Origin of the sequence: Paraburkholderia phymatum (assembly GCF_038900715.1) — a bacterium.
Classification (GTDB): Bacteria; Pseudomonadota; Gammaproteobacteria; order Burkholderiales; family Burkholderiaceae; genus Paraburkholderia; species Paraburkholderia phymatum_A.
Genome location: NZ_JAYMRZ010000015.1, coordinates 26,442 through 47,402 on the forward strand (window position 1 = coordinate 26,442; position 20,961 = coordinate 47,402).

General features: G+C 63.8%; 18 protein-coding genes. 7 read left to right on the forward strand and 11 right to left on the reverse strand.

From position 1 onward, the window contains the following. The first annotated feature begins 178 nt into the window (after positions 1-178). Entirely contained in the window at positions 179-796 is a 618-nt protein-coding gene (locus tag VSR68_RS25200; protein WP_342942442.1) for a glutathione S-transferase, read from the forward strand. 58 nt (positions 797-854) lie between these two features. Here the strand turns inward: VSR68_RS25200 and VSR68_RS25205 are convergent, their stop codons facing one another. From VSR68_RS25205 to VSR68_RS25245, 9 genes are all read right to left on the reverse strand, one after another. Then, positions 855-1,793 carry an ion channel gene (locus VSR68_RS25205; protein ID WP_342942443.1) on the reverse strand — a complete coding sequence of 313 codons (939 nt, stop codon included), beginning with the start codon at positions 1,791-1,793 and terminating at the stop codon, positions 855-857. Between the two features lie 283 nt (positions 1,794-2,076). Next, positions 2,077-2,322 carry a hypothetical protein gene (locus VSR68_RS25210; protein WP_090862994.1) on the reverse strand — a complete coding sequence of 82 codons (246 nt, stop codon included), beginning with the start codon at positions 2,320-2,322 and terminating at the stop codon, positions 2,077-2,079. 117 nt (positions 2,323-2,439) lie between these two features. Further along, positions 2,440-2,661, reverse strand: a complete 222-nt coding sequence (locus tag VSR68_RS25215; RefSeq protein WP_087734270.1) for a hypothetical protein — start codon at positions 2,659-2,661, stop codon at positions 2,440-2,442. Between the two features lie 175 nt (positions 2,662-2,836). Then, positions 2,837-3,751 carry a carbohydrate kinase gene (locus VSR68_RS25220; protein WP_342942444.1) on the reverse strand — a complete coding sequence of 305 codons (915 nt, stop codon included), beginning with the start codon at positions 3,749-3,751 and terminating at the stop codon, positions 2,837-2,839. An 18-nt stretch (positions 3,752-3,769) separates the two neighbouring features. Continuing rightward, positions 3,770-5,044: an AGE family epimerase/isomerase gene (locus VSR68_RS25225; protein ID WP_342942445.1), complete on the reverse strand. Its 1,275-nt coding sequence runs from the start codon at positions 5,042-5,044 to the stop codon at positions 3,770-3,772. Then, positions 5,041-6,027 (reverse strand): LacI family DNA-binding transcriptional regulator, encoded by a 987-nt coding sequence (locus VSR68_RS25230; protein ID WP_342942446.1) that lies wholly within the window; start codon positions 6,025-6,027, stop codon positions 5,041-5,043. The genes VSR68_RS25225 and VSR68_RS25230 overlap by 4 nt, the downstream gene beginning before the upstream one ends. 427 nt (positions 6,028-6,454) lie before the next feature. Continuing rightward, positions 6,455-8,293, reverse strand: a complete 1,839-nt coding sequence (locus VSR68_RS25235; RefSeq protein ID WP_342942447.1) for a phosphodiesterase — start codon at positions 8,291-8,293, stop codon at positions 6,455-6,457. Positions 8,294-8,599: 306 nt separating this feature from the next. Further along, positions 8,600-9,622 (reverse strand): bile acid:sodium symporter family protein, encoded by a 1,023-nt coding sequence (locus tag VSR68_RS25240; protein ID WP_342942448.1) that lies wholly within the window; start codon positions 9,620-9,622, stop codon positions 8,600-8,602. Positions 9,623-10,034: 412 nt separating this feature from the next. Next, positions 10,035-10,163: a hypothetical protein gene (locus VSR68_RS25245; RefSeq protein WP_342942449.1), complete on the reverse strand. Its 129-nt coding sequence runs from the start codon at positions 10,161-10,163 to the stop codon at positions 10,035-10,037. Here VSR68_RS25245 and VSR68_RS25250 point away from each other — a divergent pair. The 4 genes from VSR68_RS25250 to icmF all read left to right on the forward strand — a co-directional run bounded on the left by VSR68_RS25250 (position 10,162) and on the right by icmF (position 16,997). Next, positions 10,162-10,752, forward strand: a complete 591-nt coding sequence (locus VSR68_RS25250; protein WP_342942450.1) for a hypothetical protein — start codon at positions 10,162-10,164, stop codon at positions 10,750-10,752. The genes VSR68_RS25245 and VSR68_RS25250 overlap by 2 nt on opposite strands. A 516-nt stretch (positions 10,753-11,268) precedes the next feature. After that, entirely contained in the window at positions 11,269-12,348 is a 1,080-nt protein-coding gene (locus tag VSR68_RS25255) for a porin (protein ID WP_342942451.1), read from the forward strand. Positions 12,349-12,542: 194 nt separating this feature from the next. Beyond that, a complete protein-coding gene (locus tag VSR68_RS25260) occupies positions 12,543-13,481 on the forward strand; it encodes a LysR family transcriptional regulator (RefSeq protein ID WP_342942452.1) in 939 nt (312 codons plus the stop codon). A 141-nt stretch (positions 13,482-13,622) separates the two neighbouring features. Then, entirely contained in the window at positions 13,623-16,997 is a 3,375-nt protein-coding gene (icmF, locus tag VSR68_RS25265) for a fused isobutyryl-CoA mutase/GTPase IcmF (RefSeq protein ID WP_342942453.1), read from the forward strand. Positions 16,998-17,113: 116 nt separating this feature from the next. Here icmF and VSR68_RS25270 read toward each other — a convergent pair whose 3' ends face one another. Further along, positions 17,114-18,073 carry a nitronate monooxygenase family protein gene (locus tag VSR68_RS25270; RefSeq protein ID WP_342942454.1) on the reverse strand — a complete coding sequence of 320 codons (960 nt, stop codon included), beginning with the start codon at positions 18,071-18,073 and terminating at the stop codon, positions 17,114-17,116. Between the two features lie 287 nt (positions 18,074-18,360). On the opposite strand from VSR68_RS25270, the gene VSR68_RS25275 reads away from it, so the two are divergent. Continuing rightward, positions 18,361-19,251, forward strand: a complete 891-nt coding sequence (locus VSR68_RS25275) for an alpha/beta hydrolase (RefSeq protein ID WP_342942455.1) — start codon at positions 18,361-18,363, stop codon at positions 19,249-19,251. A 37-nt stretch (positions 19,252-19,288) separates the two neighbouring features. On the opposite strand, the gene VSR68_RS25280 is transcribed toward VSR68_RS25275, so the two are convergent. Further along, a complete protein-coding gene (locus tag VSR68_RS25280; RefSeq protein ID WP_342942456.1) occupies positions 19,289-19,774 on the reverse strand; it encodes an Lrp/AsnC family transcriptional regulator in 486 nt (161 codons plus the stop codon). A gap of 113 nt (positions 19,775-19,887) precedes the next feature. On the opposite strand from VSR68_RS25280, the gene VSR68_RS25285 reads away from it, so the two are divergent. Continuing rightward, the gene (locus VSR68_RS25285; protein WP_342942457.1) at positions 19,888-20,787 is read left to right on the forward strand and encodes a DMT family transporter; all 900 of its coding nucleotides are present in this window, start codon (positions 19,888-19,890) and stop codon (positions 20,785-20,787) included. Positions 20,788-20,961: the final 174 nt, after the last annotated feature.

Genomic DNA, 20,961 nt, shown 5'->3' on the forward strand with positions numbered 1-20,961 from the left:
TCCGCCAGGTTTTGAGATAGATCCACCGCTTCGGCAAAAGCGGCTTTTTTCGATGACTTGCGCGGGGCTGGCGCGGCCGTTTTTACAGGGACACCTGGCCATTCGGACGAGGTTCGCTCAGCCCGCCGATGGGTTACGCTATGCCGACCGATGTGCACCGAAGGCATAGGGAGGGGCGATGAAACTGTATTACTGGCCGAAGACGCGGGCTTTCCGCGCGCTGTGGATGCTCGAGGAGATCGGCGCACCGTATGAACTGGCGCGCGTGAACCTTCGCGCAGGCGAGCAGGACACGACCGATTTCCATCACGTCAACCCGATGTGCAAGCTGCCCGCGCTCGACGACGACGGCGTGCAGGTCGCTGAATCGGGCGCGGTGCTGCTGTATCTCGCCGATCGCTTTCCGGAGTCGAAGCTCGGCGCGCCCATCGGCGATCCGCTGCGCGGGCGTCTGTTGCAATGGCTTTTCTTCACGCCGGGCTGCCTCGAACCGGCGATGGCCGAAAAGCTGACGGGCGCATCGGGCAATTCGTTCAGCTTCGGCTGGGGCAATCTGGAGCGCGTGAAACTGGCGATCGACACGGCGCTGGACGAAGGCGAATGGCTGCTCGGCGAGCGCTTTACGGCCGCCGATCTGCTGCTGGCCAGCACGTTGCAGATCGCGTTCGTCGCGAAGCTGCTCGAAGCGTCGGGACGCATCGGCGAGTACGTCGAGCGGGCAATGGCGCGCGACGCGCACGCGCGGGCGATGGCCGTCGAGCAGCGGGAAATCGACGCGCTGAAGCTGCATCATTGAATTCCGTGCGCTGATCGAGCCGCACGGACCGCGCGGTTCGCGCGGGACCGTCAGTCCGTCAGCCCGTCGGCTGCTGCTGGATCTCGTGTGCCGCGAGCGGCACGACATCGTCGAAATGTGTGTAGTCGATATGGCTCACGCCGTTCTCTTCGCGGATCAGATCGACGAAACGGTGCTGCCAGCGGATGTCGTCGCTGGGCCACGAGAAGCGCGCCTGCATCGTCTGCGCGGTGTTTTCGTCGGAGCCTTCTATCGTGATCAGCAGCGACGCATCCTGTTCGGCGAGGCTCTCCGGCGTTTCGCCATACAGCGGGCTCGCTTCATCGATCACGTGCATCAGGTTCCAGCCGAGGTAGAACATCGGCTGCTGGTCGCGCACGAGACCGAGATCGTAGATCCGGCGCAGCACGTAGCCTTCCGACGAGCGCTCGACGCGCATCAGCCGCAGCCGCGCGCGAGCCTCGACGATCACGTTCTGTCTCGCGTTCGCCGTGCGCACCATCAGCGTAGTGCGTCCGTCGATGGGGCGCACGATCGCGTAACGCGAGAACATGATCTTGGCGCGCGGGCGCGAGAAGCGCGCAAAGATCAGACCGGTGGCGAGCGCGATGCCCGACATGCCGACGAAGATTTCGAGCGTCGCAATGAGATGCGCGTATAGCGTCTGCGGATGCATGTCGCCATAGCCGACCGTCGCGAGCGTTTCGACGCTGAAGAAGAACGCGCCCGTGAAACCTTTGGGATTCTGATTGGCAATCGACGCGTTGCCGAGTTCGTACAGTGATCCGAAGAATGAGTTCAGCAGCAGGAACAGGACGGCGAGCGACACGAAGAAGACGGGCCAGCTGATCGTCAGTGCGCGGTGGTAGAGGTCCTGCCACACGCGCAGCGGCAGACCGTGCGCGACGACAACATGCGAGCGCATGCGAATCTTCCGGTCGAGGATTCGGCCTTTGTGTTGCGGGTGATCTTTGGAATCGGGCGGGGTCGCGCTCATTCTTGTTCTGCTGACGTGGGTGTTCTGCAGCGTCACGGCGCGCGCGTGCGGCACCCGCTGCCGCGCGTAGTGTAGCGCGTGAATCCGTTCGATACACGGTAGCGTCGCCGTCACGCGGGCGCAGCCTCGCGTCGCGTCGAGCCGTGCTGCCAGGCCCGGTGCGTAGGCGCGTCAGAGAAGAATTGCGTGCGCCGGGACGGGCGCAAGCAGATAACCGCCGGATCGATCGCCGTGATGCGCGGTTTGTGCGGACCGCGCCGGCCGGCGACAGACGCGCGTCGTGTCAGGGAAACGTCCGCGGCTTCGGCACGCCCGCGCCGTGTTCGATATCGGCGACGGCTTGCTGATGTGCCGTCTCGATCGCTTCCGCCTCGGTTGCAAAGCCCGAGTCGCCACCTACCGTGGTCCAGCGCTGCACGGGATGATCGCGATGCCGGATTTCATACTCCGCGTCCCAGCGCGCGCCTTGAAGTTCGAGCGGACGTACGTGTATCGCATACACGCCGTAAAGAAAGAGCGGTTCTGCCATGATCGCCTCCGCCTGTTCAAGTCGAAGAGGGCCATCGGCGCGGCGCGCGGCGGACGCGCCACGTCTGCCTCGATGCATACAACCCGGTGCATACAACCCGGCGCACGAGCCCGATGCTTAAAGTTCGATCTCGCCGAGGATTCTGTGGGCCAGTGCCTTCGCTTCTTCGAGCGCTTCGTCGGCCGTTGCCGAGGTGGCTTCGACTTCGTAGACCGTGTCCTCTGTCTCATCGCCTTCGTCGCGCGAGAGCGAAACCACGCCCTGATACTTCCCGCCGTCCAATGGGCGGGTCGTCGCCGTCGCCGTGTAGAGACCTTTGGTGTAGGTGACGTCCTCCATGATGCATCTCCTGCAAGGGGGAGATTCCATCGTAGCACGCGATTTCGACGCTCACATGTCGGTGCTTCGCGGCGCGCTTGCGGCTATCTCGCGCCGTCGAGCGCCGTTGCTCAGACGGGTGAAGTTGCAGCTTCGGCGCGCGTTCCGACGCGTTGTTGCGGCAACTTCTTCCGGATCAATCCTCCAGCAGCGATACCACTTCGTCGAGCGTAGGCGAATGCGCGCCCGAGTGACGGCAGGCCGCCGCGCCCGCCGCGAGCGAGAACGCCAGATGCTCTTCCCACTTGCGTTGCGGCGCCGTCATCAGGCTGAACAGCAGCCCGCCGATCGACGCGTCGCCCGCGCCGACGGTATCGGCGACAGCCACGCGCGGCGGCTGCGCTTCGACGATGCGCTCGCCGTCGATCAGCGTCGCCTTCTCCGAGCCGCGCGTGACGAGCACGATCGCCTTCGGGTTCATCGCGCGCAGTTGCGCGAGAGCGGACGCTTCGTCGTCGGTCTTGAACAGCAGGCGCAGGTCTTCGTCCGACACCTTGATCAGATCGGCGAGCGACGCCATGTGGCGCAGCGTCGGCTCGTAGCCGTGCGCCATCAGGTTGCGGTAGTTCGGATCGAAGCTGATCTTCACGCCGCGCGCGCGTAGTTCGGCCGCGAGCTTCGCGAGCGTCGCGCCGATCGGCTGGCGCACGAGGCTGATGCAGCCGAAGTGCGCCCACTTCACATGCGACATCCAGCCTTCCGGCAGCTTCGACGGATCGAACGCGAGGTCCGCGCTGTTGTCGCCCATGAAGAAGTACGCGGGCGGATGCGTCTGATGCACGATCGCGAGCAGCGGCGCGCGCTCGACGCGTTGCATGAAGCGCATGTCGAGACCGGCGGCTACGCTGGCGTTCCACAGATCGTCGGAGAAGTTGTCGACGCCGAGCGATCCGGCGCACGCCGTCGGCAGGCCGAGCCGCGCGACGGCGCGCGCGACGTTCCAGCCCGCGCCGCCCGGCACCGACAGCCACGTTGAAGGGCCCGTGCGCACGAGATCGGTGAGGATGTCGCCGGCGGATACGAAGTCGGGAAATTCGGGGCTTGCGCTCATGATGCTCACCGTACAGGGTTATTCGGACTTGCCCGAGGGCTGCAACGCGGACTGCAACGCGTGTTGCAGCACTTCGTAGCATGCGCCCATCGTGTGATAGTCGGTTTTGCCGGCTGGGCTCTTTTCGTCGCTGTACTTGCGGTTGTCGCACGTGAGGATGCGATACCACGCGCCATAGCGATGATCGACGAAGTGCGTCCAGCTATAACGCCAGATCTCGTCGTACCAGTCCCAGAAGCGCTCGTTGCCCGTGCGCTTGCCGAGCAGCGCCGCCGTCGCGAACGTTTCGGCCTGCACCCAGAAGTACTTGTCGTGATCGCAGACCGTGCGGTCCGGGCCGAAGCCGTAGTAGAGGCCGCCGTGATCGTGATCCCACGCGTGCGTCATCGCGGCGTCGAACAGTTCGATCGCGCGCGGCAGCAGCCACGGCAGCGGACGATGACGTTCGAGAATCAGCAGCAGCTTCGCCCACTCCGTCTGATGGCCGGGCTGGAAACCCCATGGGCGGAAGATGTTCGAGCTGTCTTCCTCGTTGTAGTGCCAGTCCACCGACCAGTCCGCGTGAAAGTGCTCCCACACGAGCCCTTGCGAGAGCTTCGCCTGGCGCAGCGTGATATTGGTCGCGACGCGCTCGGCGCGGTCGAGGTACACGAGATGGCCGGTCGCTTCGTAGGCGGCGAGCAGCGCTTCCGTCGTGTGCATGTTCGCGTTCTGGCCGCGATAGGTACTCACGCGCCAGTCGGCCGTGGCTTCGTCGGCGTAGAGACCCGTCGCCGCGTCCCAGAAGCGGTGCTCCATCAGCTCGAACGTCGCGGCGATCATCGGCTTCGCCTCTTCGATGCCCGCCATCGCCGCGTGCGCATACGCGAGCAGCACGAACGCGAGGCCGTAGCAGTGGCGCGTCGCGTCGAGCGTGCGCCTGTGGCCGTCGCGCCAGTCGATCTCCCAGTCGTAGCCCTGGTGATGCGGGTCCCAGTGGCCGTCGCGCAGGAACTTCAGGCCGTGCTGCGCGTATTCCAGATGTTGCGGATCGCCGAACTGCCGGTACGCCATCGCATAGTTGAAGACGTAGCGGCAACTGCTGACCAGATGGCGCGTCGCGCGGTTGTAGATCGTGCCGTCGTCGCGGAAAAAGTGGAAGAAGCCGCCGCTCGGGTCGAGCACGTTCGGCGCGTAGAAGCGCAGCGTGTCTTCGATATGCGACAGCAGGAAAGTGCTGTCGCGGAAGCTCGCGACGGGCGGCGCCTGGTGGTTGGCGTTGTCGTTCGAGAGAGTCGTGTCGGGTTGTTTCATGGCGTATTCACCGAAGTGCTGGCACGGACAACGAGTTGGACGGGTACGCGGATATCGAGCGCGGCGGGCGCGTCTTCGAGCAGGAGTTCGACGCCGCGTCGGCCGAGCGCTTCCTTGTCGACGGCGATCGTCGTGAGCGGCGGACGCGCGTGCGCGGCGGCGGGAATGTCGTCGAAGCCGACGATCGCGATGTCTTCCGGCACGCGCACGCCGCGCGCGAGACACACGCGCAGCGCGGCGAGCGCGGCAAGGTCGTTGTACGCGAAGACGGCGTCGGGGCGCGGGCCGGGGCGGTCGAGCAACTGCTCCATCGCGAGCGCGGCGCCTGCGTCGGGGTCGAGGCCCGCGTCGATCGTCACTTCGAGCGACGGATCGAACAGCAGTCCCGCTTCGAAGAACGCGCGCCGGTAGCCGAGCGCGCGCTGCGCGATGCTGTAGTGCGCGAGCGAGCCGCCGATGAACGCGACGCGCGTGCGCTTCTGCGCGAACAGATGCTGCATCGCGAGCGCCGCGCCCGCCTGGTTGTCGAGATTCACCGAGCGCAGATTCGGCGCCCAGAGGTCGATCAGCACGAGCGGGCGCTGCATCGCGGCGAGCGTCGCGAGCGTTTCCGGCTCGACGAAGCCCGCGACGGCAATCGCATCGGGCGCGTGCAGGCGCATCTGCTGGACGACATCCTCTGTTGGACCTGCCGTCAGCACGGACGGGACGATGCCGCGCTCGCGACAAGCGTCCTCGACGCCGTGCAGCACATGCGAGAAGAACGGGCTGACCGCGAAGTTGTTGTGATGCCGATGCAGCAGGAACGTGAGCCGGCGAATGCGCGGGCGCAGTTGCGCGGAGTCGTAGCCGAGCCGGCGCGCCGTTTCGACGATGCGCTCGCGCGTCGTTTCCGACAGACCGGGCTGATTTTTCAGCGCTCGTGAGACCGTGCCGATCGACACGCTGGCTGCGCGGGCGACGTCGCGGATCGTTGTAGCCATCGAGAGAAGCGGCCGCACGCAGACGCGCCGCAGCGAAGTTCAGGTTCGGGTGATTGTATAGTAAAACGCTGCGCGCAAACCCCTGCTGGCCGGCTTTAGATACGCGTAGATACCCGTAGGTAGGCCTACTGGCGGCTAAATATTTGTTTAGTAAAATTCACTAAACGATCTGTCGAATCGCTGATTGGCGTGGCCTGCCGGATATTCCGACGCCGGCGGGCGTGCGATGGACCGAGCTTGCAAGTGGCTCGATGCGGGATGAATCAGGGAATGGGGCACGGGCAGCCGACACCTTGCTCGAAGGTGACTGCTCGCGATGACAGAAGAATGTCGGCGGCTGGATGCCGATCCAATAGCGCCCGTCGCATCGGGCGCAAGTTGCTGCAGCGGCGACGCTTTGACGCGAATAATGAGCCGGCTTCGAAGCTCAGTCGACGGTGGCCGTCGTCCGACCTCGCAGCAGCGCCTGGCTTTCCTCGAATCCGATCAGCACGAGGCCGGACGCCTCGCTCTTCGCGCGGCGTTTGGCGAGCGCCGCGACCGAGGCGATGTCCTCGCTGCCATGAAGCTGTTTGCCTGTCTGCGGCTCGACGTGCACGCAGCCGATCGCCATCGTCACGAAGCCGAAGAACGTCGGATTGCCGCGGCGGTCTTCGCCATGGATGCCGCCCGCGAGCCGGTCCGTCGGCGCGTAGAAGCGTTGCGCGCCTTCGTTGAAGACGTGGATCGCGCGTTGCGCGCGTTCGCGCCAGTCGTCGCTCTGGAACAGGATCAGGAAGTCGTCGCCGCCAACATGCCCGAGAAAGTCGCGCGTCGGATCGCAGACCTCCGCGAGCACGTGCGCGGCGAACTTCAGCACTTCGTCGCCTTGCCAGTAGCCGTACTGGTCGTTGAAAGGCTTGAAGTGATTCAGGTCCACGTAGCACGCGTAAAAGCCCGAGTCGTTGCCGAGCAGGCGCGTGATGTGCGAGCTGATCGGGATGTTGCCCGGCAGGAAGGTGAGCGGATTGGCGTAGCGGGCCGCCTCGATGCGCACTTCCGTCACTGCGCGCACGAGGCTTTCGCCCGTGCCGAGCCCGACGTAGCGGCCCTGATCGGTGATCACGAAGCCGTCCGCGAGGTAGCGCTGGTCGTCGCTGGCGAGCAGCTTCGCCATGTCCTCGACCGTCATCGACTTTTCGATCACGACAGGCGACGCGTTCGCGAACAGCATGCATGGCCGCTTGCCGAACAGCTCGCGGTGATACGGCAGCGCGTAGCGGTCCATGAACGCGCGTCGGTTGATCAGCGCGACAGGTTCGTTCTGCTCGACGACGGCGACGGCATGCAGGTTCGGCAGCCGGTTGAAGAGCTCGAGGACGTCGTTGTTCGTCGCGTGGCGCGGCAGCGCGGGTGCGTGCACGATCATTTTCGCGGACGCCATGCCGCCCGAAGGCGATGCGCTGACCGCGCGCGTCGCTTCGGGGAACACGGCGATGTGCCCGGCGCGCAGCGCTTCACGGGCGTCGTCGGCGACGGCGCGCGGCGGGCGCGCGTGCGGCTTGCCGAAGAAATAGCCCTGCCCGCAGCCGATGCCCATGTCGCGCACGACGATCAGATCTGCTTCCTTTTCGATGCCCTCGGCCACGAGCCGCGCGCCGCTCGCCGCGGCGAAATGCTGCATCGCCTTGACGGCCTCGAACTTCAGCGGATCGCTTGCAATGTCGTGGATGAAAAAGCGGTCGATCTTCACGACGTCCGGCTGCAGGCGCACCCACAGGTTCATGCTCGCGTTCGCCGTGCCGTAGTCGTCCAGCGCGAACTGCGCGCCCGCCATGCGCAACACGGAGATCGCGGGCAGAAAGCTGGCGACGTCGGGGATCGCGCTCTGCTCGGTCAACTCGATCACGATGCGCTCGGCCTCGACGCCCATATCGCGCAACATCACGAACGTGCTGTCGCGGTCGTCGGCCAACTGGCGGATCGCGCCCGCGCTGAAATTCAGGAACAGCTTGCCCTCGTACGCGAGCTGCGCGAACGCCTCGATGCAGGTCCGCGCGGCCGCGCGCTCCAGCGCGATCACGCTGCCTTCGGCTTCAGCTCGGGCGAACAGCGCATACGGCGTTTCGAGCGGCGTGCCGACCGGTCCGCGAATCAGACCCTCATAGCCGAGAATGGCGCCGTCGTCGAAATCGACGATGGGCTGGAAGACGGCAGACAGGTCGCGCTGCGCAATCAGGTCTTCGATACGCGGCGCTACGGTTGGGGAAGACGAGCGTTGGGACATGACAAACGACCGGAGCATTCGACCGTCGGCATATCGGCATTATTCATACGGAATTAAGTGAATTTTTAGTGACAGTCGACGCCCCGTGCCGTCCGCGGCGGAAACGCTTTCACGATTCGAAAAAAGAGGCGCAAAAAGGGTGCAATTTCGTGCTTTTGTCCTATGACATTTGCTCGACGCGACAGCATGCGGAAGGTGCGTTGAAATAACGAAACGCCAATGAAAAAGCCGCCCGGAGGCGGCCTTCACGACATGCACTCAGGGAGAGCGCTCATGAATCACATCTTGTATGGATCGCATGCGGGCCTAGCGGCGCGCAACAGCGGCTGTCGCGCCTTTCTTCGCAGCGCGCTTCTCGGCGCTGGTGTCGCGCGCGCCCCAACGCTGCGCGAGCGCGGCGCACACCATCAACTGGATCTGATGGAACAGCATCAGCGGCAGAACGACGGCGCCAACCGCGTGCGTCGCGAAAATGACCTTGGCCATCGGCACGCCGGACGCGAGACTTTTCTTCGAGCCGCAGAAGATGATCGTGATCTGGTCCGCGCGGCTGAAGCCCAGGCGCTTGCTGACGAACATCGTCACGAGGAGCGCGAGCGCCAGCAGCACGACGCACACGACCAGCAATCCGCCGAGCGCGGCGAGCGGAATCTGATGCCACAGCCCTTCGTTGACGGCCTCGCTGAACGCGGCATACACGACGAGCAGAATCGAGCCCTGGTCGACGAATTTCAGCACGGCGCGGTTGCGCTCGATCCATCCGCCGATCATCGGCCGCAGCAACTGCCCGGCGACGAACGGCACCAGCAGTTGCAGCACGATATTCCACACCGTATGCCACGGCGAACCGCCGCTCGCCGCCTGGCTCGTCACGATCATGCTGACGAGGGCGGGGGTGATGAATATGCCGAGCAGGCTGGAGGCCGACGCGCTGCATACGGCCGCGGGCACGTTGCCCTTCGCAATCGACGTGAACGCGATCGAAGACTGAACCGTCGACGGCAGCGTGCAGAGGAAGAGGATGCCGGCGTAGAGCGCGGGCGTAACGAGCGGCGAAAGAAGCGGTTTGAGTACGAGCCCGAGTATCGGAAACAGCGCGAACGTGCTTAGCAGCACGATGATGTGCAGCCGCCAGTGCGTCGCGCCGGCAACGATCGCCTCGCGCGACAGCTTTGCGCCGTGCAGGAAGAACAGCAGCCCGACCGCAATGTCCGTGACCCAGTTGAACGCTTTCGCCGCCTGACCGTGAACGGGCAACAGACTGGCGAGAATCACCGTGCCGATCAGGCAGAGCGTGAAATTGTCGGGAAGAAATTTCGGACGAGCCATCTTTCAAATCTCGATGCTGATCAGGCGGTTGCCTTGCCGTTTTGCTTGCAGGCGAACGCCAAAGGGCTATTGTCAACGCAAAGCGATTAAAAAAGCAAATTCATTTGCCGAATTGATTAATTACTTGAGCGCATGAAACGGGAGTGTTGCGGGAATGAGTGCGCGCGCATCGGAATGCCTGGCAAGGAAGCCAATTTGGTATCGGCAAGATTGTCCGCAAGGACAGTTTTTGGGTGCAGTTGGTGCGCGTCTGTTCAGACGAATTCAGGTGTTCGAACAACTTCTTTTCAGCGCCTTTTCGGAGGGTTCCGCAAGCGATTTGTGGCGAAAAAGCGTCGCAGTAACAATGCGTTACAAGAGTGCCGCAGACCTAACATTTTTTGGCTCGACACCCCTTGGGGGGGCCAATAAATTACTGTTCGAAGGCCGTTGGGACATCGCGCGTGGCAAGTTTTGCCGCGCCGTCGCGCCAGTCCCGGAACAAGCCCAGCCGCAGCTCGAGCGGCGGGCTTTCAGGTGGATCGTCGGGCAGGTGAAACATGGTGCATGTAGGGCTGTCGAGGATCAAATGGTGGGGGACGAGCGCGCTGGTCGTTGCGCTGACTTCGCTCGCTTATGCAAAGCCACCGTTCCCGTCACACGAAGGACATGGCTTCTTCGGCCGGGGCGCGGCTCATCGCGTCTCATCGTTTGACGGCCCTGTCTACGGAAACCAGGTGCCGCGCGCAAACGTTTCGCCTGACATGGCTCACGGCAGCCGGTATGCGAGAAACGACGCGCAGCGCGTGCGCGTCAACGCGACCAGCCGATCGGACACAGGCGACGCGTATGCCGGCCACATCGGCGGCAGTGCGAGCCGTGACACGATGCAACGCATGACGCTTCCGAACGACGTCTACCGCAACCGTCCGTCGGCGCAATACGTCGGGACGCAATACGCCGGCGCAATCACGCCGATCAGCACCGAATCGCGTCCCGCGCCGCGGCCACCGGCCAATGCGCAATCGGCGCACGTCGGCTCCATCCGCGACGACGTTGCGCGGTACAACGAAGAACGCGGCGTCTCGCGCCAGATTCCCCGTCCTCCCGCCGACTCGCGCATTCCGGCGCCGTCGCCGTATCGCAACTGAGCTTTTCTTCCCCGCCAGTCCTGTCGCGCCTTTCGGCCTTGCTCATGAGGCTGGATCAAACTCCCCGTTCTCGCTCGCAGCCGTCTCAGGCATCCTCTCGTCCCGAGAGAATCATTCACGCTGATGTGACGTAAGCACGCCACACATTTTTGAAATCGCTCGTCAGCGTTCACCGTTTCATCCTCAAATCCCGTCTTCGTTGCGGCAGCGCGTCATCCGACAGTGGATGCGCTTCGCATCTTTCCCGGTGCTGTAGAATCCGCGCGCCTCAAGGCGGGCGCGCAGGTTTGCGGCATCGCGGAAACAAGATGCGTCGGCAACGAGTATCAGGCCGAAAGTCGACCAAACTATCCAGTCCGATATACCGGCAATAAGTACAGCTATTTTTGTCCGCAAAAATGGTCCGCAAAGATTTGTCCAGCCCAGATTGGCTCGACGATTCAGACGGATGACAGACACGGACCGGCGAGCGCCCCGCCGCACAGCCACACCCTTTTGACAAAGACAGGAGAACCCATGAAAACATCCGTCAGCCGTGCGCTGAGAACAACCCTGAAGGCGGGCGCCGTCGGCGCATTGCTGGCTGCTGCGTCGGCTTCGTCGTTCGCGCAGTCGAGCGTGCAGCTTTATGGACAAGTCGACGAATGGGTCGGCGCGACGAAGTTCCCGGGCAGCCAGACGGCGTGGAACGTGTCGGGCGGCGGTATGTCGACGTCGTACTGGGGCCTCAAGGGTTCGGAAGATCTGGGCAACGGCTATAAGGCGATCTTTACGCTGGAGGACTTCTTCCGCGCGCAGAACGGCAAGTTCGGCCGCTTCGACGGCGACACCTTCTTCGGCCGTAACGCGTATGTCGGCGTCGAGTCGCCGTTTGGCACGGTGACGGCGGGCCGTCTGACCACGCATCTGTTCGTGTCGACGATCCTGTTCAACCCGTTCATCGACTCGTACGTTTTCTCGCCGATGGTCTATCACGTGTTCCTCGGCCTGGGCACGTTCCCGACCTACACGACGGACATGGGCGTGGTCGGCGATTCCGGCTGGAACAACGCGGTCCAGTACTCGACGCCGAACTTCAACGGCCTGTCGGGCAGCGCGATGTACGCGTTCGGCAATACGGCCGGCCAGAACAGCTCGAAGAAGTACAGCGCGCAGTTCCTGTACTTCCACGGTCCGTTCGCGGCGACGGGCGTCTATCAGTACGTCAACTTCAACAACACGCCCGCCGACCTCGGCTCGCTCGTCGCGGGCCTGAAGAGCCAGTCGGTTGCGCAACTCGGCCTGTCGTATGACCTGAAGTTCGTGAAGTTCTATGGCCAGTACATGTACACGAAGAACGACCAGGACGTCGGCAGCTGGCACGTGAACACGGCGCAAGGTGGCGTGTCGGTGCCGCTCGGCACGGGCACCGTGATGGCGTCGTATGCTTACTCGCGCGATGCGGGCGGCCTCGACCAGATGCACCAGTCGGCGGCGCTCGGCTACGACTACCCGCTGTCCAAGCGTACCGACGTGTACGCGGCCTATCTCTACGACAAGTACACGAGCCAGTCGTCGGGCTATACGGCCGGCGTTGGCATCCGCGCGAAGTTCTGACCGGCGCAAATCGGCGCGCATTACTCGTCGAAATGGGCGGCGACGTCTTTCGAGGCGTCTGCCCGCGAGGCCCTGTCTTCTTCACGGAAGGCGGGGCTTTTTTCTGAGCGATACCGCGCGGCCGCGCATTGTCGACGGCTCCTTGATAAAGTCCTGGGAATCAGCCTGATTCATTCCTGTCCCGAGCGACCGCCATGGATACCCTCGTCAGCATGAAAGTGTTTCGCCACGTCGTCGAGGTCGGCAGCTTTGTCGGCGCGGCGGAGAAGATGGACATGTCCGCAGCGATGGCGAGCAAGCACGTGATGCATCTCGAACAGCAGCTCGGCGCGCGGCTCCTGAACCGGACCACGCGCCGCGTCGCGCCGACGGAAGCCGGGCGCGAGTACTACGAGCGGCTGAGTCAGGTGCTCACCGAACTGGACGAAGCCGAGCAGGCGGTGGGCGCGGCAAGCGTCGTGCCGCAAGGGCGGCTGCGCGTGTCGTCGCTGTCGGCGTTCGGCCTGCGTCACGTGATGAGCGCCGTCGCCGACTATGCGACGCAGCATCCGCAAGTCACCGTCGATATCACGCTGTCGGATCGCGTGGTGGAACTGATCGACGAAGGCTTCGACGTGGCGATCCGCGCGTCGCCGACGGGGCTCAAGTCGTCGTCGCTGATCGCGCGGCAGGTGGCGACCGCGCACCTCGTGCTGTGTGCATCGCCGGGATACATCGAGCGGCACGGCGCGCCGAAGCGTGTCGCCGATCTCGCCGCGCACAACTTCATCGAGTACGCGGGCGTGTCCGCGCTGGAACTGGTGGCGGGCGCGAACGCCGGCAATGCGCGCGTGAAGGTGTCGGGCAATCTGATTGTCAATCATCTGGAAGCGCAGCGCGTCGTCGTGTTGCAGGGCGCGGCGCTCGCGCTGCTCGGCACGGAAGTGATCGGCGACGATCTGGCCGAGGGCCGTCTCGTGCCGCTGCTCGTCGACGAACTGCCGCCGCGCGAACTGCCGATTCACGTCGTGTACGCGAGCCGCCGGCACCTATCGGCGAAGGTGCGTTCGTTTGTCGATTTCATCGCCGAGCGCTTCGCCAGCGAGACGCTCTGGCCGACGCTCGATCAGATTCGCGCGCTGGCGGTGCGGTGAGTTCCCGAATGCGGGCGGAACGGCGACGCATCAGGCGCTGCTGAACGCCGCCCGGTCGGTCGGGTCGTATCGTTATACTGGTTGCAGGCAGTACCCGCGAAGTAGGGACGAACGAACCTGACGATTCGATCCGGGGGAGACATGACCGATCTTTCCACGCCGCAGCGCATCGGCGACGACGCGCCTTCGGAGCAGGCTTCACAACCTTCCGCGCAACGCGCATCGGACGCGCAGTCGTCGAGACGCCTGCGTTTCGTCACGGCTGCCGCGCTGTTCGACGGCCACGACGCGTCGATCAACATCATGCGGCGCATCCTCCAGGCGAGCGGCGTCGAAGTGATCCATCTAGGTCACAACCGCTCGGTCGAAGAAGTCGCGACAGCCGCGTTGCAGGAAGACGCGGACGGCGTCGCGGTATCGAGCTACCAGGGCGGCCATGTCGAATACTTCCGCTATCTGGTCGATCTGTTGCGAGAGCGGGGCGGCGAACGGATCAAGGTGTTCGGCGGTGGCGGCGGCGTGATCGTCTCCGATGAGATCGCGGAACTGGAGCGCTATGGCGTCGAGCGCATCTACTCGCCGCACGATGGGCAGCGGCTCGGGCTGCAAGGCATGATCGACGACATGATCGCGCGCTGCCGCAGTGCCGCGCGATCCGATGCATCGCTGGCGCAACTAACTCGCGATCTCGCGGGCGAGCTTCATCGCGACGCAAGTCACGTCGCCGCATTCCGCAAGCTCGCGCAACTGATCACGGCGCTCGAAACGGGCGAACTCGACGACTCGACCCGCGCGCAACTCAGCCAGCAAGCCGAACAGGCGAACGTCCCCGTGCTCGGCATCACGGGGACGGGCGGCGCGGGCAAGTCGTCGCTGACGGACGAACTGATCCGGCGCTTTCGCCTCGACTATGGCGACTCGCTGACCATCGCGGTGATCGCGATCGATCCGTCGCGCCGCAAGTCCGGCGGCGCGCTGCTGGGCGACCGGATTCGCATGAATGCGACCGGCGACTGGGGCAGCGGGGCGCGCGTCTTCATGCGATCGCTGGCGACGCGCGAGGCGTCGAGCGAGATTTCCGATGCGCTGCCCGACGCGATTGCCGCATGCAAGCTGGCGGGCTTCGATCTGATCGTGGTCGAGACATCCGGTATCGGTCAGGGCGATGCCGCGATCGTGCCGCACGCCGACAAGTCGCTGTACGTGATGACGCCCGAGTTCGGCGCGGCGAGCCAGCTTGAAAAGATCGACATGCTCGATTTCGCGGATTTCGTCGCGATCAACAAGTTCGACCGCAAGGGCGCCGCCGATGCGCTGCGCGACGTCGCGAAACAGGTGCAGCGTAACCACCAGAAGTTCTCGTCGAAAGTAGACGAGATGCCGGTGTTTGGTACGATAGCGTCGCGCTTCAACGACGATGGCGTGACGGCTGTGTACCAACATATCGCAAGCGCGCTGCGCGAATACGGGCTGCGCGAGAGCGACGGGCGGCTGCCCACGATGGAAGACGTGCGCCACTCGACGGGCCGCAACGCAATCGTGCCGCCGGCGCGCGTGCGGTATCTGTCGGATGTCGCGCTGACGGTGCGCGGCTATCGCGAGCGCGTCGAAGCGCAGTCGCAGCTTGCGCGCGAGCGTTGGCATCTCGAAGAAGCGCGGCGCATGCTCGATGAAGGCGACGGTGGCGCGCAACACACCGACGGTTTCGATGCGCTGATCGACGCGCGCAAGTCGCAGATGGGCGAGCGCGAAAAGGCGCTGCTCGATTCGTGGCCGCGGACGGTCGCCGCCTATTCCGGCGACGAACATATCGTGAAGATTCGCGACAAGGAAATCCACACGGCGCTCACCGTCGAAACCTTGTCGGGCTCGAAAGTCCGCAAGGTCGCGCTGCCGGCGTTCAAGGACCCCGGCGAAATCCTGCGCTGGCTGATGCTCGACAATCTGCCTGGCTATTTCCCGTTCACGGCCGGCGTGTTTCCTTTCCGCCGCGAGAACGAAGACCCGACGCGCATGTTCGCTGGCGAAGGCGATCCGTTCCGCACCAATCGACGCTTCAAGCTGCTATCGGAAGGCATGCCCGCGAAGCGCCTGTCGACGGCGTTCGATTCCGTCACGCTGTACGGCGAAGAGCCGGACGAAAGGCCAGACATATACGGCAAGGTCGGCAATTCGGGTGTATCGGTCGCGACGCTCGACGACATGCACGCACTCTACGACGGCTTCGACCTGTGTGCGCCCGAAACGTCGGTATCGATGACGATCAACGGGCCCGCGCCGACGATACTCGCAATGTTCTTCAACGTCGCGATCGATCAGCAGATCGCGCTCGCGCGCGCGAAGGCGCAACAGGAAGGGCGCGAGCCGTCGCAACAGGAACTCGACGACGCGCGCCGCTTTGCACTGGAGAACGTGCGCGGCACGGTCCAGGCCGACATCCTGAAGGAGGATCAAGGCCAGAACACCTGCATCTTCTCGACGGAATTCAGCCTGAAGGTGATGGGCGACATTCAGGCGTACTTCGTCGAGCACGGCGTGCGCAATTTCTATTCGGTGTCGATCTCCGGCTATCACATCGCCGAGGCGGGCGCGAATCCGATCTCGCAGCTCGCGTACACGCTCGCGAACGGCTTCACGTATGTCGAGGCGTATCTCGCGCGCGACATGGCCATTGACGACTTCGCGCCCAACCTGTCGTTCTTCTTCTCGAACGGGATGGACCCGGAGTACACGGTGCTCGGCCGTGTCGCGCGGCGCATCTGGGCAGTCGCGATGCGCGACCGCTATGGCGCGAACGAGCGCAGCCAGAAACTGAAGTACCACGTCCAGACGTCGGGGCGCAGCCTGCACGCGCAGGAAATCGACTTCAACGATATCCGCACGACGTTGCAGGCGCTGATTGCCATCTACGACAACTGCAACTCGCTGCACACGAACGCGTTCGACGAAGCGATCACGACGCCGACGGAAGACTCGGTGCGCCGCGCCGTTGCGATCCAGCTGATCATCAATCGCGAGTGGGGTCTCGCGAAGAACCAGAATCCGAACCAGGGCAGCTTCATCATCGACGAACTGACGGATCTCGTGGAAGCCGCCGTGCTCGCTGAGTTCGACCGGTTGACGGAACGCGGCGGCGTGCTGGGCGCAATGGAAACGGGCTATCAGCGCGGACGCATTCAGGACGAGTCGATGCTGTACGAGCATCGCAAGCATGATGGCTCGTATCCGATTGTCGGCGTGAACACGTTCCTCGGCGCGCACGCGCACGATGCGCCGCCGCCGATTGCGCTCGCGCGCTCGACGGAAGAAGAAAAGCAGGGACAACTTAAGCGGCTGCGCGCGTTCCAGTCACGGCATCAGGACGAAACGCCTGAGATGCTCGAACGCCTGAAGCAGGCCGTCATCGATGATGAAAACGTGTTCGCCGTGTTGATGGATGCGGTGCGCGTCTGTTCGCTCGGACAGATCACGCACGCGCTGTTCGAAGTGGGCGGGCAGTATCGGCGCAATATGTGATGCGGTGACGCAAAGGCCGCGCGTCGGAAAGCGCGGCCACCCGACGCGCGGGATCAACAGCCTCAGCGGCCTTAATAGCCTTAGCGGCCTTAATAGCCTTAGCGGGCTTAATAGCCTTAGCGGCCGATGGCGAGGCGCGACTTGGCCGCGTCGTACTCCTGCTTCAAACGACCGACCAGTTCAGCGACGCTCGGCACGTCGTGCATCAGCCCCACGCCCTGGCCTGCGCCCCAGATGTCCTTCCATGCCTTCGCCTTGTCGCCGCCGAAATTCATCTTCGACTTGTCGGACTCGGGCAATGCATCGGGATCGAGACCCGCATTCACGATGCTCTCGCGAATGTAGTTGCCGTGCACGCCGGTAAAGAGGTTGGTGTAGACGATGTCGGCCGAGTTCGCGTTGATGATCGCCTGCTTGTAGCCTTCGACGGCATGCGCTTCTTTCGTCGCGATGAAGCGCGTGCCCATGTACGCGAGATCGGCGCCCATTGCCTGCGCGGCGAGAATCGAGCCGCCGTTGGCGATCGAGCCCGACAGCACGATCGGCCCGTCGAACGCGCGCCGCACTTCCCCGACGAGCGCAAACGGCGACGTCGTGCCCGCATGGCCGCCCGCGCCGGCAGCGACAAGAATCAGCCCGTCGACGCCCGCGTCGAGTGCCTTTTGCGCGTGGCGCAGATTGATCACGTCGTGCAGCACGATGCCGCCGTAGCTGTGCACGGCATCGACGATCTCCTTCGCGGGCGCGCGCAGGCTCGTGATGAAAATCGGCACCTTGTGCTCGACGCACACGCGAATGTCGTGCTCGAGCCGCGCGTTCGACTGATGAACGATCTGATTGACCGCGATCGGCCCGATAAGGGCATCCGGATTGGCCGCCTTGTGCTCGGCGAGCGACGCCTGGATTTGCGTCAGCCATTCGTCGAGCAGTTCGGCCGGGCGTGCATTGAGCGCGGGAAACGATCCGACGATCCCCGCCTTGCACTGCGCGAGCACGAGCTCCGGATAGCTGACGATGAACATCGGCGAAGCGACGACGGGCAGCGCAAGTTGCTGCAGGACGGCGGGCAATGCCATGGTGCAAGTCTCCTGATCGACGTGCCGGCGCCATCGGCGTCCGGCGATATGAGTGTAGCGGCTGCGGCCCGCGCTTTGCGCGGTACGTCCGTGGTGCCGCGCCGTTCATGACAACCGTAGACCTGATTTAAGAACGGTCGTTCGATTATAGGCGAGTCTCGCGCGCACTGCTCGCACGGTGACGTTCGAAGGAGTGTTCAGGTTCTACGAAAGCGTGGGTTATCCCACTCGCGCGCCCGCACCAGCCTTCTACAATGCCCAGACCCACAACGACAACGAGAGCCGACATGCCCTTCAAGGACTTCACACCTTTTCGCGTCAAGGCCGGTGACGTCGATATTCATGGAGTCAAGGGCGGAGCGGGGCCGCCTTTGCTGCTGCTGCACGGTCATCCGCAGAGCCATCTGATCTGGCATCGCTGCGCGTCCGAGCTTGCCGCGCATTTCACCGTGATCGCCACCGATCTGCGCGGCTATGGCGCGTCGGCGAAACCGCCTAGCGATGCGACGCACGTGCCCTATTCGAAACGCGCGATGGCCGCCGACCAGGTTGCCGTGATGCGTCACTTCGGCTACGAGCGGTTTCTCGTGTGCGCGCATGATCGCGGCGCGCGCGTCGCGCACCGGATGGCGCTCGATTTTCCGGGTGCCGTCGAACGTCTGATGCTGCTCGACATCGCGCCGACGCTCGCAATGTACGAAGCCACCGACCGCACCTTCGCGACCCTCTATTTCCACTGGTTCTTTCTGATCCAGCCGGAGCCGCTGCCGGAAACGCTGATCGAAGGAAATCCGGATGTCTACGTCGACCGCGTGATGGGCAGCCGTCACGCGGGCCTCGCGCCGTTCGCGCCGGAAGTGCTCGCCGAATATCGCAACGCATTGCGTCAGCCGGGCGCCGTGCACGCGATGTGCGAGGATTACCGCGCATCCGCGACCATCGACCTCGATCACGACCGCGCCGATATCGAGCGCGGTCACAAGATCGGCTGTCCGTTGCGCGTGCTGTGGGGCGCAGAGGGCGTGATCGAGAAATGCTTCGAGCCGATCGCCGAATGGCGCAAGGTCGCGCGCGACGTCAGCGGCCGCTCGCTGCCTTGCGGCCACTACATCCCCGAAGAGGCGCACGCCGAACTCGTCGCGGAAATGCTGGCGTTTTTCGAAGCCGTCGAGCTTTGATCCCTGAACGATCAAATGGCGCGCGCCGCTCGCGGATTCAGGCGAGCGGCGGCAAGCGACGCGGCACGGGCGTCGACTTGACGATGGCCGTGCTCGTTTCGGCACGCTCGGTCACTTTCGAAAGAATCTCGTCGAGCTGATCGATCGTGCGCAGATACAGCCGACAGATAAAGCAATCGTCGCCCGTCACCTTGTCGCATTCGACGAACTCAGGAATGCGGCGAATCACGTCTTCGACCAGATGCAACTGGCCGGGCAACGGCTTCACGCGCACGATTGCCTGCAGCGTGTAGCCCAGCGCGCGCGGATCGATCTGCACCGTGAATCGTTCGATCACGCCCAGCGCGTCGAGACGGCGCAAGCGATCGGCCGTCGCCGGCGCCGACAGGCCGACGTTGCGCGCGAGTTCGCTGACGGGCTGACGCGCATCGTCGGCGAGCGCGGCGAGCAGCAGGCGATCGGTATCGTCGAGCGTTGCGGGCGCTGGCGCCTGCTTCGAAACAGGAGTAAGGCGCTTCGTCATTTTGGCCTTCGCTTCTTAGGTCGATTCTATTGATCGCCTCATTTTAGAGATGTATCCGGCGCTTCGGATTAATTACACTGCTCGCAAGATGTGATTCTTCTGGAGCGTTCCAAATGGCATCAACCAACGAAGTGCGACGCGGCGCGGTCGAGATGACGCTTGCAATGCTGATGTCGGGAACGATCGGCTGGCTGGTCGTTTCGTCGCAGCAATCGGCGCTGAACGTCGCGTTCTTCCGATGTCTGTTCGGCGGCGCGACGCTGCTTCTGATCTGCGCGGTGCTCGGGCTGCTCAAGCGCAAGCTGTTCTCATGGAGGATGATCCTGCTGGCGACGCTCAGCAGCGCCGCCATCGTCGTGAACTGGGTGCTGCTGTTTGCCGCTTACTCGCGCGCGTCGATTTCGATGGCGACGACCGTGTACAGCACGCAACCGTTCATGCTCGTCGCGCTCGGCGCGCTGGTGTTCCGCGAGCGCGTGACGGCGTCGACGATCATGTGGATGCTGATCGCGTTCGTCGGGCTCGTGTTCGTCGTGAAAGTCGAGCCGGCCGTGCTCGCGATGCCGGGACAGTATCTGCAAGGCGTCGCGTATGCCTTCGGCGCGGCATTTCTGTACGCGGTCTCGTCGATCATCACAAAGCACTTGAAGAACACGCCGCCGCACCTCATCGCGCTGATCACCGTGACGACGGGCGTGATCGTGCTCGCGCCGTTCGTGCAGTACGACGCGCTGCCTTCGACAGGCATGCATTGGCTGCAACTCGTCACGCTCGGCGTCGTCAACACGGGGATCATGTACGTGCTTCTATACGGCGCGATCCAGAAGCTGCCGACGGCGATGACAGGCGCGCTGTCGTTCATCTATCCCGTCGTGGCAATCGTCGTCGATCGTGTGGCGTTTGGGCAGAAGCTCGCGTGGATTCAGGTGCTTGGCGCAGTGCTGATTCTGCTCGCGGCGGCGGGCGTGAATCTCGGCTGGCGCATCGTGCCGACGCGCCGCTATTCCATATAACAACAGCTCATGTCAATAGTACGGATTCCGAATAAGCGCGCGATCCGATTCGTCGGACGTCATGATTCTGTAGGGAAATCACCGATGCGTCCGAAAGCTTCCTGCAGGTATCATTTTGTCGACGCTGATCACGTCAACAATAATTACGCCGCTCGAACTGAAAGCCGAGCGGCT

What these genes read in the sequence shown, in the direction of transcription:
- icmF (WP_342942453.1), top strand. Translation starts at nt 13,623, where the DNA reads ATGACCGATCTTTCCACGCCGCAGCGCATCGGCGACGACGCGCCTTCG.
- VSR68_RS25225 (WP_342942445.1), bottom strand. Translation starts at nt 5,044, where the DNA reads ATGAAACAACCCGACACGACTCTCTCGAACGACAACGCCAACCACCAG.
- VSR68_RS25210 (WP_090862994.1), bottom strand. Translation starts at nt 2,322, where the DNA reads ATGGCAGAACCGCTCTTTCTTTACGGCGTGTATGCGATACACGTACGT.
- VSR68_RS25260 (WP_342942452.1), top strand. Translation starts at nt 12,543, where the DNA reads ATGGATACCCTCGTCAGCATGAAAGTGTTTCGCCACGTCGTCGAGGTC.
- VSR68_RS25205 (WP_342942443.1), bottom strand. Translation starts at nt 1,793, where the DNA reads ATGAGCGCGACCCCGCCCGATTCCAAAGATCACCCGCAACACAAAGGC.
- VSR68_RS25250 (WP_342942450.1), top strand. Translation starts at nt 10,162, where the DNA reads ATGGTGCATGTAGGGCTGTCGAGGATCAAATGGTGGGGGACGAGCGCG.
- VSR68_RS25220 (WP_342942444.1), bottom strand. Translation starts at nt 3,751, where the DNA reads ATGAGCGCAAGCCCCGAATTTCCCGACTTCGTATCCGCCGGCGACATC.
- VSR68_RS25255 (WP_342942451.1), top strand. Translation starts at nt 11,269, where the DNA reads ATGAAAACATCCGTCAGCCGTGCGCTGAGAACAACCCTGAAGGCGGGC.
- VSR68_RS25230 (WP_342942446.1), bottom strand. Translation starts at nt 6,027, where the DNA reads ATGGCTACAACGATCCGCGACGTCGCCCGCGCAGCCAGCGTGTCGATC.
- VSR68_RS25200 (WP_342942442.1), top strand. Translation starts at nt 179, where the DNA reads ATGAAACTGTATTACTGGCCGAAGACGCGGGCTTTCCGCGCGCTGTGG.
- VSR68_RS25270 (WP_342942454.1), bottom strand. Translation starts at nt 18,073, where the DNA reads ATGGCATTGCCCGCCGTCCTGCAGCAACTTGCGCTGCCCGTCGTCGCT.
- VSR68_RS25240 (WP_342942448.1), bottom strand. Translation starts at nt 9,622, where the DNA reads ATGGCTCGTCCGAAATTTCTTCCCGACAATTTCACGCTCTGCCTGATC.
- VSR68_RS25235 (WP_342942447.1), bottom strand. Translation starts at nt 8,293, where the DNA reads ATGTCCCAACGCTCGTCTTCCCCAACCGTAGCGCCGCGTATCGAAGAC.
- VSR68_RS25275 (WP_342942455.1), top strand. Translation starts at nt 18,361, where the DNA reads ATGCCCTTCAAGGACTTCACACCTTTTCGCGTCAAGGCCGGTGACGTC.
- VSR68_RS25285 (WP_342942457.1), top strand. Translation starts at nt 19,888, where the DNA reads ATGGCATCAACCAACGAAGTGCGACGCGGCGCGGTCGAGATGACGCTT.
- VSR68_RS25215 (WP_087734270.1), bottom strand. Translation starts at nt 2,661, where the DNA reads ATGGAGGACGTCACCTACACCAAAGGTCTCTACACGGCGACGGCGACG.
- VSR68_RS25245 (WP_342942449.1), bottom strand. Translation starts at nt 10,163, where the DNA reads ATGTTTCACCTGCCCGACGATCCACCTGAAAGCCCGCCGCTCGAGCTG.
- VSR68_RS25280 (WP_342942456.1), bottom strand. Translation starts at nt 19,774, where the DNA reads ATGACGAAGCGCCTTACTCCTGTTTCGAAGCAGGCGCCAGCGCCCGCA.